This window comes from Hankyongella ginsenosidimutans (assembly GCF_005144965.1).
Taxonomy (GTDB): domain Bacteria; phylum Pseudomonadota; class Alphaproteobacteria; order Sphingomonadales; family Sphingomonadaceae; genus Hankyongella; species Hankyongella ginsenosidimutans.
In genome coordinates this window covers 2,658,776-2,671,212 of record NZ_CP039704.1, presented here as the reverse complement: position 1 = coordinate 2,671,212, position 12,437 = coordinate 2,658,776, and the positions used below count along the sequence as shown (strand labels likewise).

General features: G+C 63.4%; 16 protein-coding genes, 4 pseudogenes and 1 riboswitch. Of the genes and pseudogenes, 18 read left to right on the top strand and 2 right to left on the bottom strand.

Features of this window, described 5'->3' with window-relative positions; translation table 11 throughout:
* Positions 1-480 precede the first annotated feature (480 nt).
* Both E6W36_RS15760 and E6W36_RS23795 read left to right on the top strand, forming a co-directional pair.
* Complete coding sequence (locus tag E6W36_RS15760; protein WP_222873209.1) at positions 481-681, top strand: cupin domain-containing protein; 201 nt, start codon at positions 481-483, stop codon at positions 679-681.
* Positions 682-893: 212 nt separating this feature from the next.
* On the top strand, positions 894-1,145 hold the full coding sequence (locus E6W36_RS23795; protein ID WP_222873208.1) for a helix-turn-helix domain-containing protein: 252 nt from the start codon (positions 894-896) through the stop codon (positions 1,143-1,145).
* A gap of 231 nt (positions 1,146-1,376) precedes the next feature.
* Here the strand turns inward: E6W36_RS23795 and E6W36_RS15750 are convergent, their stop codons facing one another.
* On the bottom strand, positions 1,377-1,736 hold the full coding sequence (locus E6W36_RS15750; protein WP_222873207.1) for a TSUP family transporter: 360 nt from the start codon (positions 1,734-1,736) through the stop codon (positions 1,377-1,379).
* Between the two features lie 395 nt (positions 1,737-2,131).
* Here E6W36_RS15750 and E6W36_RS15745 point away from each other — a divergent pair, with 395 nt between their 5' ends.
* From E6W36_RS15745 to moaA, 15 genes and pseudogenes are all read left to right on the top strand, one after another.
* Positions 2,132-2,596 (top strand): NnrU family protein, encoded by a 465-nt coding sequence (locus tag E6W36_RS15745; protein ID WP_222873206.1) that lies wholly within the window; start codon positions 2,132-2,134, stop codon positions 2,594-2,596.
* A 251-nt stretch (positions 2,597-2,847) separates the two neighbouring features.
* The gene (locus E6W36_RS15735; protein ID WP_222873204.1) at positions 2,848-3,099 is read left to right on the top strand and encodes a MoaD/ThiS family protein; all 252 of its coding nucleotides are present in this window, start codon (positions 2,848-2,850) and stop codon (positions 3,097-3,099) included.
* A gap of 8 nt (positions 3,100-3,107) precedes the next feature.
* Positions 3,108-3,581, top strand: coding sequence for a hypothetical protein (locus E6W36_RS15730; RefSeq protein ID WP_222874518.1), 474 nt, complete (start codon positions 3,108-3,110; stop codon positions 3,579-3,581).
* A 10-nt stretch (positions 3,582-3,591) separates the two neighbouring features.
* A complete protein-coding gene (locus E6W36_RS15725) occupies positions 3,592-3,768 on the top strand; it encodes a molybdenum cofactor biosynthesis protein MoaE (protein WP_222873203.1) in 177 nt (58 codons plus the stop codon).
* 33 nt (positions 3,769-3,801) lie between these two features.
* A pseudogene (locus E6W36_RS15720) lies at positions 3,802-4,197 on the top strand (molybdenum cofactor synthesis domain-containing protein); the annotation flags it as partial.
* Between the two features lie 7 nt (positions 4,198-4,204).
* On the top strand, positions 4,205-4,777 hold the full coding sequence (gene moaC, locus E6W36_RS15715) for a cyclic pyranopterin monophosphate synthase MoaC (protein WP_342776701.1): 573 nt from the start codon (positions 4,205-4,207) through the stop codon (positions 4,775-4,777).
* Positions 4,774-5,970 carry a molybdopterin molybdotransferase MoeA gene (locus tag E6W36_RS15710; RefSeq protein WP_222873201.1) on the top strand — a complete coding sequence of 399 codons (1,197 nt, stop codon included), beginning with the start codon at positions 4,774-4,776 and terminating at the stop codon, positions 5,968-5,970. The genes moaC and E6W36_RS15710 overlap by 4 nt, the downstream gene beginning before the upstream one ends.
* A 124-nt stretch (positions 5,971-6,094) precedes the next feature.
* On the top strand, positions 6,095-6,481 hold the full coding sequence (locus E6W36_RS15705; RefSeq protein WP_222873200.1) for a ribonucleotide reductase N-terminal alpha domain-containing protein: 387 nt from the start codon (positions 6,095-6,097) through the stop codon (positions 6,479-6,481).
* A pseudogene (locus tag E6W36_RS23790) lies at positions 6,442-6,612 on the top strand (hypothetical protein); the annotation flags it as partial. The gene E6W36_RS15705 and the pseudogene E6W36_RS23790, both read left to right, overlap by 40 nt.
* A 64-nt stretch (positions 6,613-6,676) precedes the next feature.
* Complete coding sequence (locus tag E6W36_RS19710) at positions 6,677-6,820, top strand: hypothetical protein (protein WP_246047816.1); 144 nt, start codon at positions 6,677-6,679, stop codon at positions 6,818-6,820.
* Positions 6,817-7,332, top strand: a complete 516-nt coding sequence (locus E6W36_RS21130; RefSeq protein WP_222873198.1) for a hypothetical protein — start codon at positions 6,817-6,819, stop codon at positions 7,330-7,332. Before E6W36_RS19710 ends, E6W36_RS21130 begins: the two co-directional genes overlap by 4 nt.
* Positions 7,329-8,258 carry a TSCPD domain-containing protein gene (locus E6W36_RS21125; protein ID WP_222874517.1) on the top strand — a complete coding sequence of 310 codons (930 nt, stop codon included), beginning with the start codon at positions 7,329-7,331 and terminating at the stop codon, positions 8,256-8,258. Before E6W36_RS21130 ends, E6W36_RS21125 begins: the two co-directional genes overlap by 4 nt.
* A 131-nt stretch (positions 8,259-8,389) precedes the next feature.
* Complete coding sequence (locus E6W36_RS15685) at positions 8,390-9,499, top strand: NnrS family protein (protein ID WP_281277562.1); 1,110 nt, start codon at positions 8,390-8,392, stop codon at positions 9,497-9,499.
* A gap of 82 nt (positions 9,500-9,581) precedes the next feature.
* A riboswitch (molybdenum cofactor riboswitch) is annotated at positions 9,582-9,707 on the top strand.
* A gap of 45 nt (positions 9,708-9,752) precedes the next feature.
* Positions 9,753-10,217 (top strand): radical SAM protein, encoded by a 465-nt coding sequence (locus E6W36_RS19705; protein WP_246047813.1) that lies wholly within the window; start codon positions 9,753-9,755, stop codon positions 10,215-10,217.
* Positions 10,153-10,574, top strand: a pseudogene (gene moaA, locus E6W36_RS19700) (GTP 3',8-cyclase MoaA); the annotation flags it as partial. The gene E6W36_RS19705 and the pseudogene moaA, both read left to right, overlap by 65 nt.
* A gap of 121 nt (positions 10,575-10,695) precedes the next feature.
* On the opposite strand, the gene E6W36_RS15675 reads toward moaA, so the two are convergent.
* Complete coding sequence (locus E6W36_RS15675) at positions 10,696-11,469, bottom strand: cyclic nucleotide-binding domain-containing protein (RefSeq protein ID WP_222873196.1); 774 nt, start codon at positions 11,467-11,469, stop codon at positions 10,696-10,698.
* Between the two features lie 395 nt (positions 11,470-11,864).
* Between E6W36_RS15675 and E6W36_RS23785 the strand changes: the two are divergent.
* A pseudogene (locus tag E6W36_RS23785) lies at positions 11,865-12,425 on the top strand (MFS transporter); the annotation flags it as partial.
* Positions 12,426-12,437: the final 12 nt, after the last annotated feature.

Here is a 12,437-nt window from a genome sequence, read left to right as displayed (position 1 = left end):
CTCGGCGCTCCAGAAGGGAGAGCGCTCGAATGCCGCGCGCAGCGCTTCCGGCTGGCGAGCGGATTCGATGAGCCCATCCAGGGATGCGTCCGGCCCGCCGGAGAATATCAGTGTCAGGAAGGCGGAGATGATCGTACCGTTTTCATCCTTGAGGACGGCGCGAAGACGTTGCGCTGCATTGCGGGCATCGTCGTAGTCTTTGACTGAAAGACGCGGAGTTCAGCTGGGTAGAACTCGGCGTAGTAAGGATCTTCGGAGAGTACGTTCAGTGCGCACAAGGCGTCAAAGCCCTCCGAGCCGCGTACAGACCACATCGTGGCGGGAGCGGGGAAGGCGTCGCACATCCCACGGTCCCAAGGACAAAGATGATGAACGCAACGATGCTGGAGGTCAGACGCATGCGTCCAGTCTTGTCAGTCCGCACGTTCTGTGTCTTGGACGGATGTGATCCACCACCGCTCGCCATGCTAGAGAAATTCGATGACCGCCCCCGTCCGCTTTCCGCCGCGCTCCGCCATGCCGATGCACCGGCATGCGCTGGCCTATTGCGCAGTTGTACTGGAGGGGAGCTACGAGGAGCGGAGCGCCGACGGCCGCTGGATCGCCGAAGCCGGCGATCTTGTTATTCACCGAGGTTTCATGCACACGCCAACGCGTTCAGCACGCGGGGTGCCTGGGTAGTTGATCTCGACCCGCGCGCGCTGGATGCCGAGGTCTACGGCGTGTGGCGCATTCGCGATCCCGAAGCCCTGCTTCGCGGCGAGTACGCGCTTCCCGAGGCCGTTTCGTCAGGCTGCCGCCGCCCCGGCGAATCGCCTGGCGGCTGGCTAGCCGAGTTCGCCGAAGCGCTTCGCGGGGATGCGCCACCCCCGTAGCCGTTCTATCAAGACGCTTTGAGATCACGCGCGAGCACGCCGCTCGCGCCTTCACGCGCTGGTTCGGCCTCTCCCGCAGGCTTATGCGGGGAGCATCGTCTGCGCCGTGCGCTGGAAAGCCTAGAGAACGGCCAGGCGCCCGCCGACGCCGCCCACGAATGCGGCTTCTACGACCAGCCGCATCTGACGCGCAGTTTGCGCCGCCACTTGGGCGTGACGCCGGGCATGGTTCGAAAACGTCCGTCCACAAGTGCAAATCGCGCGCCCTGAGTCGCTGGGATCCCCGACCGAAGCGAGCCGGTCGCCGCACGCCTCTCGCATGAATGCCGTTTTAGAGTCTGATGACATTGGATGGGATCGCCATTCCGATCTTCACGGAGCAGGCTGTAAAGTCCGCTCGTGGTTCGTCAAGCTCACCACGAGCCGCTCATCCCTTCGTCCAGCTCAGGGTGAGCGGCGCGTGTGCAACCGCGCGATGGCGTGTGGGTCAACCTAAAGTCATCAGGCTCTAAGTCCCGAGTTGCGCCAAATGTTCTGGCGACGGACAGTGCTTGCGGCGGCGATCTGGCGCGGGCGTCCCCAGCGCACGAGGTAAAGCACCGGCGCGAGGAAGATGCCGCCGCCAATCCCCACAATGCCCGACAGGAGGCCAATAGCGCCGCCAATGCCAGACGCGAACAGCCTGTGATTGCGGCTTTGAGCAACCGGCTCCACCGTTGCTGTTTCAGCGCCTTTCTGAAACGCGAGGTGCGACACTGACAGGAGCAGCGCCCCGCCCAGAAGGCCGATGAAAACGGTTTCGCTGACGGGAATGCGACCGCCTATCCATGCGGCGGGCACCGAGGCGGCAAGAAAGGGCATAAGGCCTCAGTGACAGGTCGCCCGTGCGCGAAAAGCGCCAGACGCCGCCGCTGACGACGATGACATTGCACACAAGCGCAATCGTCGGGAGCACGCGAAAATCGGCCTAGCTCATAACCAGGAGGGCGTTGTAGGTCGACCCGCCGCCGAAGCCGACACTGGCATAGAGCAGCGCCGTGACAAGGAAGGCGGCGAAAAGAACGGGCATCCTGATCTTCTGTTCAAGGGTCTGGCGGCAGCTTTCTTGATCCGCGTTCGATCCGCCGCCTCACAGGACAATCATCGCGTCGCCAGTCAGAATATAACTGGCCCCGACCTGATCAATGTCATGCCATCAGACGATGACAGGCAGTATCAACAGCCTGAAATCATTGATGACCTGATGGAAGCGATGTGTGAACGGCTGGGCCGAAATTATCTCTGCGAGCGTGATCTTTCTGGTCACGCATACGCTGCCTGCGCGTCCGGCTATCCGCACGCGGCTCACGGGCCTGATCGGGCGGCGCGCTTATCTCACGCTCTACAGTCTTGTGTCGCTGGTGCTGCTCGCATGGCTGATCATGGCTGCGGGACGCGCGCCTCATGTGGGTTTCTGGTCTTGGACTCCGGAGCGTGCCTGGCTCGCCAACGGTCTGCTGGCCATCGCTTTGTGGCTGGCTGTTTGCGGCGCCGCCATTGCCAATCCGTTCAGCCTTGGCGGACTTGCAGGCAAGGCCTACGACCCGGCACTTCCCGGCATTCTGGCGGTGATGCGCCACCCGCTGCTGCTGGCGCTGGTTCTGTGGTCGCTCGCGCATCTCACGGTCAATGGCGATCTCGCGCATATTCTCCTGTTTGGTTCAATGGGGTGTTTTCGCTGATTGGCGTGCTTGCAATGGAGTGCCGGGCACGCAAGCGCGCCGGACCGAAATGGCGACAGGTCTCAGAAGACACGAGCCTTTTGCCCTTCTCTTCGCTCATGACAGGGCAGGCACGATGGTCTGGCATTTTGAGCTGGCGTCTTTTGATCGTTCCGGCCGTCTGGGCCGTGATTGTGGTCCTGCATCGCCCGCTCCTCGGCGTATCGCCGCTGCCGCCGCTCTGAGCCGTGTTTCGCAAAACTCAAGACAGGATGGAGATCGACATGAAGATCGGGTTTTATGGACAGATCGAACGGCCGTTTGGAGGCCCAGCCGATGTCACGGTGCCGGATGAGGGCGTCACCGTCACCGCGCTGCGTCGGCTGCTGGCGGTGCGCTACGAGGCCGAGGCCATCCTGGAACGCAGCGTGCGCGCGGCTGTCAATGATGAGATCGTTCTTGATATCCACATCGTCTACCCGCGCGACACCGTGGAGTTCATGAGCCCGGTTTCGGGCGGCTGAGCGCGGTGATGGACGACGTGACGCTCGCCCGCGCGATCCATGTCGCTGCCATCGTCCACTGGATTGGCGGGGTGTCGTTCGTGACGCTGGCGCTCCTGCCGGGCGTGCGCAGGCTGGCAGCGCCAGAGGACCGCGCGCGCCTGTTCGAGCAGGTCGAAGGCGCGTTTTCCTGGCAGGCAAAGATTTCGGTGACGCTGGCCGGGGCGGCAGGGTTCTGGATGACCCATCGCTTGGACGCCTGGTACCGGTTCCTCGACCCCGGGTTCTGGTGGATGCATGCCATGGTGGCGATCTGGCTTGTCTTCACACTCGTCCTGTTCGTGTTCGAGCCGCTTTTCCTTCACTCCTGGTTTGCCGAGCGGTCTGCGCATGCACCCGAGGAGACCATGGCGCTGGTCTGGCGCGGGCATCTTGTCCTCATGACGCTCAGCCTCGTGACCGTGATCGCGTCGGTGCTCGGCGCGCACGGCGCGCTGTACTGAGGGAAATGCGATGAGTGACCATCGCCGCGAGGCCTTTCAGTGCGCCGACTATCTGATGGATCGCCTCAAGGCGGAGGCTGTGTTCTGGAAACGCGAAGAGGGTCCGTTCGGGACCCGCTGGATCGAGCCTACAAAGAGAGACGCCGAGGATCGGGAGAGATGGAATGAAGAAGATGCCGGGGATTGACGAGAGCCTGACCTTTACCCGCTGAACATTGCCGTGCTGACGGTGTCTGACACCCGCAATGAGGAAACCGATACGTCCGGCGGCCTCCTGATCGAGCGGGCGAAGACGGCGGGGCACGCTCTGGTCGAGCGCGCCATCGTGAAGGATGAGGTCGCCGATATCCGCGCGGTCGTGACGCGCTGGATCGCCAATCCGGACATTGATGTGGTCCTGACCACGGGCGGCACGGGCTTTTCGCTACGCGATGTGACGCCGGAGGCAATCAAGCCGCTGTTCCGGCGCGAGATGGATGGTTTCTCGATCGTCTTTCATCAAGTCAGCCTCGGCACGGTGGGCGTCTCCACCCTTCAGTCGCGCGCCTTTGCCGGGCAGGCGGGCGAGACCTTCATCTTCTGCGTTCCGGGCTCCACCGGGGCCTGTCGCGACGCCTGGGATCATGTCTTTGCACTCGAATTCGACAGCCGGTTCAGGCCCTGCTCACTGGTTGGCCAGATCGAGCGCTATCGGGGATATGCCCATGACGAAGCTCGCCCATCTCGACAGCGAAGGCCGCGTCCACATGGCGGATGTCAGCGACAAGGTCGCAAGTGTGCGCCGCGCCGCGCCGTGGCGAGCGGGCGCGTGCGCTGCCTGCCGAAAACTCGCCACGGTGCGCGAGGGTCGCAGCCCGAAGGGCGCTGTGATCACGACCGCGGAACTCGCCGGCATCATGGCGGCCAAGCGCACCTATGAGCTGATCCCGCTCTGCCATCCGCTCGCGCTCAGCAAGGTTGGGGTTAGCATCGAGATGGACGACGCCCTGCCAGACTTTCGGATCGAGGCGGATGTTCGCCTGACCGGCCAGGCGGGCGTGGAGATGGAAGCGCTGGTGGCCGTGAGCGTCGCGGCGCTCACGCTCTACGACATGCTCAAGGCCGTCGATAAGGGCATGGTCATCGGGGCCGTCCGGCTTGAGGAAAAGAGCGGTGGAAAATCAGGCAACTGGCGCGCGGAGACCGTAACGTCATGATCTCTTTCGATGATGCGCTGGCGCGCGTGTTCGATATTGCAAAGCCTCTCGGAGTCGAGACCGTGCCGTTTGCTGACGTTGCAGGACGGGTCCTCGCGGAGGCCGTGACGGCGCGGTTCGCCATGCCGCGCACGGATGTGTCGGCCATGGATGGCTATGCCGTGCGCGAAGCCGATCTCCGCGATCTCCCGTTCAGCTTGTCCGTAGCTGGCGAGGCGGCCGCCGGGTCGCCGCCGGGACAGGTGCTGCCAGATCGTTCAGCGTCCCGGATTTTCACCGGCGCACCGGTCCCGGAAGGCGCAGACCGCGTGATCGTTCAGGAGAATACCGAACGTACTGGTGATCACGTCACTTTCCTGCGCCCGCATGGGGCTGGGCGGAACATCCGCCCGGCAGGGTCCGATTTTGTGGCGGGCGAGGTGCTTGTTCCTGCAGGCGTGCGGCTGGGCTGGCGGGCGCTGATGACAGCGGCGGCGGCGGATCGGGGCGAGCTTGTCGTATATCGCCAGCCGCGCGTGGTGATCCTTGCGACGGGCGATGAACTTGCCCGACCGGGGCACGCCCATGAGAATCCGGGTGCGATTCCCGAAAGCGTGTCGCCGGGCATCGCGGCCTTCGCGAGTGCGCACGGCGGGCGTGTGCTGCGTGCCGAACGACTGCCGGACACGCCGGACGAAATGGCAGTCGCGGCGGTGCGTGCGCTGGCTGATGCCGATCTCGTCATCATGATTGGCGGCGCGTCGGTCGGTGAGCGGGATTATTCGCGCTCCGTCTTCGGCGCCACGCCCGACTATGTGTTTCCGAAAGTCGCGATCAAGCCGGGCAAGCCGGTCTGGCTGGCCAAAACCGGCGGCCGTCTGGTCATGGGTCTTCCGGGCAATCCGACGTCGGCGCTGGTGACGGCGCGGCTCTTCCTTGCGCCTCTGCTGGTCGGACTCGGTGGCGGAGATGCAGCCTTGGCTGTCGTCTTCGAGACAGGCCTGTGCGCCGATGCACTCCCGGTTTGCGGTGACCTGGAAACCTTCCTGCGGGCACGGCGGACGGCCAGCGGCCTGATACTGGCGGACTCCCAGGATTCGGGCAGCCAGCGCTCGCTCGCCGCCTCCGACACGCTCACCCGCCGGTTGCCGGGCGCGCCCCTCAGCCTGCAGGCGCTTCCGTGTCGTTTCTCGATTTTTGAAGTGGTCATTTGATGATGATCAAGCAGCCGGTGGACAGGTTTTCGGGTGAGACAGTGGTGTGCACACCCTGCGTCACGCCGCACCGAATCACAGAGGCTGATCGTCCTTCAGCACACAAACGACAAGGATAATCGCTATGCCCTTTGACACGCCGCTTGCCGAGGAAATCTGGGACAAGAAATACCGTTTCCGTTCCGACGCGGGCGAAGATGCCGACCTCGCCGCAACACTGGATCGTGTTGCGGATGCTGTGGCCAAAGCGGAGAAGCCTGCGCACCGCAAGCTCTGGCGCGCACGGTTCCGCGAGGCGCTGAGCGATTTCCGGTTCATTCCGGCGGGGCGGATTCTGGCAGGCGCGGGCACGGCGCGGAATGTGACGCTGTTCAACTGCTTTGTCATGGGCACGATCCTCGACAGCCTGCCTGGCATTTTCGAGCATCTGCGCGAAGCGGCTATCACCATGCAGCAGGGGGCGGCGTCGGCATGGATTTTTCGACCATACGCCCCTCAGGCGCGCCGGTGATGGGTGTTGGCGCGCAGGCCTCCGGGCCGCTCTCCTTCATGGACACGTGGGACGCCATGTGCCGGACCATCATGTCGGCGGGGCAGAGGCGCGGCGCGATGATGGGATGCCTGCGCATCGACCATCCCGATATAGAAGCCTTCATCGACGCCAAGCGCGACGGCGCACGGTTCCGGAATTTCAATCTCTGTGCTCGTGACCGACGATTTCATGGCCGCACTGGAGCGCGATGGGGAGTGGACGCTGCGCTTTACCGACCAGCCCTATCGCACCTTACCTGCACGCGATCTGTGGGACCGGCTGATGCAGGCGACTTATGATGCCGCCGAGCCGGGGTGATCTTTGTCGACCGCGTGAACGCGCTGAACAACCTCGCTGACGTCGAGACCATCAGCGCGTCCAACCCCTGCGGAGAGCAGATGCTGCCGCCCTATGGGGCCTGCCTTCTCGGCTCGATCAACCTCGCCCGGCTGGTGACAGCGCCGTTCGAGTCCGTGGCGCGGATTGACGAAGGTGAACTCGAACGCCTCACTGAAACGGCGATCCGCTTTCTCGACAATGTCATCGACATTTCACGCTATCCGTTGGAGGCGCAGGCGACTGAAGCGCGCGCCAAGCGGCGGATCGGCCTCGGGATCACAGGTCTTGCTGATGCGCTGATCTTCTGTGGGGCGGCCTACGGGTCGGACGCAGCCGTGGCGTTGACGGAAAGCTGGATGGGCACGATCAAACGTGCAGCCTATCGCGCTTCGGCGCAGCTGGCTGCGGATAAGGGGCCTACCCGCTCTATGAAAAGGTCGTCCTCGACCGGCCCAATCTTGAGACGCTTGATGACGAGACCCGCGCGCTGATTGCCGAGCATGGCCTGCGCAATGGCTGCCTGACCTCGATTGCGCCGACGGGCACGACTTCGTTGCTCGCGGACAATGTGTCGTCGGGAGTCGAGCCGGTCTTTGCCTTTTCCTATTCTCGAAAGGTGCGTCAGGCGGACGGCTCCAGTGTGGACCAGCCTGTTACCGATTATGCCCTTCGGGTCTGGCACCGACTGCACGGGGAGCTTCCGCCGCCCGAAGACGTGTTCGTCAGCGCGCAGACCCTGACACCGCAGGATCATCTGCGCATGCAGGCCTGTGCGCAGCGCTTCATCGACAGCTCGATATCGAAGACCGTCAACTGCCCGGCGGATATCAGCTTCGAAGCTTTCAAGGATGTCTACCTTGAGGGCTACCGGCTCGGCTGCAAGGGGCTGACGACTTATCGCCCGAACGCGATTACGGGATCGGTTCTGTCGGTCGCAGAGACATCGCCTCCGGTCCCCGAAGACGACAAACCGCTGACGCCGCGCGCACGCCGACTCGATGGGGCGACCTACAAGCTCAAATGGCCGCCGAGCGCGCATGCGGTCTATGTCACGATCAATGACACAGATGACGGGCAGGGGCTGCGCCCGTTCGAGATCTTCGTCAATTCCAAGAACATGGATCATTACCCGTGGACGCTGGCGCTGACGCGGATGATTTCGGCGGTGTTCCGGCGCGGCGGCGACGTCGGCTTCGTTGCCGAGGAGCTGCAGGCGGTGTTCGATCCGCAGGGCGGGGCCTTCATGGACGGGCGATATGTCCCTCGCTGCCGGCCGCCATCGGAAGGATCGTTGCCGAGCATCTCGGGAGGCTGGCGAACTGCGGCCCGCACCGACAAGCGCCTCGGATGCCGCGTGCTGTCCGAAATGCGGTCAGAAATCCCTGATCCGCAAGGAAGGCTGCGATACCTGCCTTGATTGCGGTCATTCGAAATGCGGCTAAGGCCGGGAAAGGAAAGCAGCATGGCGACGAGTGCTGAACAGATACGCGCCTACAGGGGACCGGCCCTGTTCAGCCTGGGCCTGCGGCCCTTCTTCCTTTCGGGGCGATCTGGGCGGCGATCGCCGTGCCGCTCTGGATCGTCACCTATGCGCTGGGGCCGGACGCTCTGCCGGTGGAGGCGGGACTCGTCTTCCATGTGCATGAGATGGTGTTTGGCTATGGCTCGGCCATCGTGGCGGGGTTCCTGCTGACCGCTGTGCCGAACTGGACCGGGCGTCTGCCGGTCTGCGGCGCACCGTTGGTGGGGCTGGTTGCGCTTTGGGTGGTCGGTCGTGCGGCCATGCTGTTTCAGTCGGGTCCGATCTGGCTGCCGGGCGTGATCGAGAGCGCCTTCCTTGTTGCCTTTGCGAGCCTCATCTGGCGTGAGGTAATTGCCGGCAAGAACACCCGCAACCTCAAGGTTGCCGGCGCGGTCAGCGTGCTGGCGCTTGCCAATATTGGCTTTCACTGGGTGAGCGTTACATCGGGCGGCCTGCCGCAGGTCGCCATCCGGACGGGGCTTGCCGCTCTCCTGTTCCTCATCCTGCTGATCGGCGGGCGCATTACGCCGAGCTTCACGCGCAACTGGCTCGGCAAGAAGGGCGGGGACATGCCGGCGCCGTTCGGTCGCTTTGATGGGGCGGCGCTGATCGTGTCGCTTGCCGCGCTGGCGGGCTGGGCCGTGTTCGACGGCGCGCTCGTGGCGTCGGCGCTGCTCGTGGTAGCGGGTGTCGTGAACTTCGCACGCCTTGCCCGCTGGCAGGTGCAGCGCACGCTCGCCGAACCACTCGTGGCCATCCTGCATATCGGCTATGGCTGGGCAGCGGCGGCGCTGCTGCTGTTGGGCCTGAGCGGGGTATTTCCTGCCGTCATCCCGCGCGTGGCGGGCGTTCACGCTGTCGGCGCGGGCGCGATCGGTGTGATGACTCTTGCGGTGATGACTCGGGCGAGCCTCGGCCACACGGGGCATGTGCTGAAAGCCGGAGCGGGGACAGTGCTGATATACACCCTCGTCAATCTGGGCGCGCTGGCCCGGGTTGCCGCGCCGTTCCTCGAATATTCAGTGCAGATGCACGTCAATCATGTCGCGAGTGCGCTCTGGGCGGGCGCGTTCGCGGCTTTCGCCATTGTTTATTGGCCGAGACTGCTGGCGCCGAGGCCCGGTCGCGCGGCTTGACCCGTCAGCGGCGTTGACTTGACGATCATCAATCGCATGTCGCTGGCCCGTCAAAGACAGCCCGGGCGGTGCGGCCTAGTCTCACTTTAATTCGCTCCGAGCCGTTCCACCTAAAGCGCGTCCTCCCCGCGCCATGGCGGCCCGGCCGTGGGTGGCGGGGAAACCCTGTCGCCTCCCGTGCTTGGAAAGGAGCCTTGCGATGACACACACCGACGCTGTTGCGGCGGATGCCTTCGGGCGCAGGTTCCGCTATTTGCGGCTTTCGGTGACGGAAGTCTGCAATTTCCGTTGCACCTATTGCCTTCGCGATGGTTATCGGAAATCCGGCCCGATGGATTTCCTGCGCCCGGGTGAGGTGGATCGGCTGGTGCGCGCTTTCGCCCAGCTCGGTATCAGCAAGGTGCGCCTGACGGGCGGCGAGCCGACGGTGCGCAAAGATGTGACGCAGCTCATCGCCCGCGTGTCGGCCCAGCCAGGGATCGACAAGATCGCGCTGACCACGAATGGCTGGAACCTCGCCCGGAACGTGGATGAATGGGTGGCTGCCGGGCTCACGAACCTGAATGTCAGCGTTGATGCGCTGGACCGCGACGCTTTCATCGTATCACGGGACACGACCGGCTGGGGATGTGCTGGCGGGCATCGAGCGCGCCATGGCCCTGCCGCTCACGGCGGTGAAATTAAATGCGGTCCTCCTGCGCGACGGGCTGGAGGATGATTTTTCGGCCTGGACCGAATATGTCCGTGAACGGCCTGTTACGGTGCGCTTTATCGAACTGATGCGCACCGGCGACAACAAGGCCTTCTTCGAAGACCAGCATGTCAGTGGCACGGTGTTGCGCGAATGGCTTGAGTCCCATGGATGGACGCCTAGCGCGCGAAGCGCTGATGATGGGCCGGCCGTCGAGTTCACGCATCCGGATCATGTCGGACGGATCGGGCTGATTGCTCCTTATGCGCCCGGTTTTGCGATGGCTGCAACCGGTTGCGCGTGACCGCCCGAGGGCAGCTCAGGCTCTGCCTGTTCGGGCAGGGCGGGCGGCCCTTGCGCGATCTGCTTGAGGCAGACGATCAGTGTAAAATGCTTAAGGCCCGGATCGTCGAGGCGCTGACCTTCAAGCCCGCCGCGCACGGTCTGCATGGCGCCAATCCTGGCGACACAAGGAACCTCGCGCAGACCGGCGGCTAGAGCGCGCTCAGGCCTTCTTCTGGTCGAGGAGGCCCTGCTGACGCTCCGTATAGGCCTTGCCCAAGGTGTTGCGGTCCTGCGAGTAGTGATTGTCGATTAGAGGGCTAGGGCGGGCAAGCCGTTCGAGCGCGGCGACATTGCTAAAGCCGACATGAGCCCCATCGACGCTGACACCCTTGTCGGAAAGTTTGGAGAAGGCGCGCGAGAGGTTCTCAGGCGTCATGCCGAGCAAGGCGGCCAGCACGCGCTTTTCGTGCGGCAGGGTTATTTCATCCCTGTCACCCTGACGAGCCCGCTGGGTCAGCAAGTAGTTTGCCAGCCGCTCTGTCGAATCGCGCAGCTTGTGATTCTTGATCGAACGCACAAGACCGCGATAGCAACCGGCCTGCTCTTCAGATACCGCAAAACCGAAAACCGGATTCTGCTTCATGCTGCTGCGTAATGATTCGCCGGGGATCATCAAAATCTCCGAGCGTTCGAGCGTGACCGCGCTCATCAGTGCGTCAGATTCAAGCACCACTGCGGCGAGAATAAAGGTGGAGATCGGTCGCAGGATGGCGAGTGTGGTATCCTTTGACTTCCAGCCCGCGCCAAGCTCGACCGCCCCTTCCAGCAGAATATAGAGAAAGCCGACCGGGTCGCCTTCCATCAACAGTGTTGTATTCGCCGGAAAACGCTGGAGGAACGCGCCGTTCATCGCGGTATTGAACGTCGCATCGTCTGCGCTTCTGAAAAATGATGTGTGTCTGACGCGTTCAGCGTCTGCATTTCGTATGGGCATGCGTCCTCCAGAGACGCTGGACGATGATCCAGTGCGTGAATTTCAACGTCGTACGATTGAGGCTAATCTAGTGCGACTATTGAGCTTTGCTTGATAATTGTCAAGCACGATAGTGCAAATGTCGGACGTTAAGGGGCGAGGATCAGGCTCTCATAGCAGCTTCGTCACTCCACAGAAGATTGATTTCAAACGCCGCGCCCCAGCGAACATCGGGCAAGCTCCCGCTTCACAAATATCAAGGCCAAGGCGTCTGTCGTCTGCCACCCCGTTGGTCACGAACCGGAAAACCAATGCCCGAACGGGGGCCACACCATGCCGCTTTCAACAGCAATGCACGCTAAAGCGCCAATCGCGCGCTGGGGCTGACAACCTTCGCCTTCACGGCCTGCTTCGCCGTGTGGACGATCTTCGCCATTCTGGGTATCCAGATTCAGAAGGAGCTCGGGCTGTCTGAGACCCAGTTCGGGCTTCTGGTCGGCACGCCGATCCTGACCGGTTCGCTTTCGCGATTGGTCCTCGGAGTCTGGGCTGATCAGTATGGCGGGCGGGTCGTCAATCTCGCCGTGATGCTGCTGTCGGCGCTGGCGACCTGGCTCCTGACCTTCGCGACGACCTATCCGCAATTCCTGATCGCGGCGCTCGGTATCGGCATCGCTGGCGGATCCTTCTCCGTGTCGATCACCTATGTCTCGAAATTCTTCCCGCCGGAAAAGCAGGGCTCAGCGCTTGGCATCGTCGGCGCGGGCAATGTCGGCGCGGCGGCCACCAAATTCGCGGCGCCCATCGTGATGGCGTCCATGGGCTGGCAGGGCGTCGCCAATGTCTGGGCGGCGGGCCTTGTCATCGTGGCCCTCATCTTCTTCTTCCTGACATCGGATGACCCGGAACTCGCTGCGCGTCGGCGCAGCGGCGTCAAGCCGCGCAGTTTCGCCTCGCAGTTCGAGCCGCTGCGCAATATCCAGGTCTGG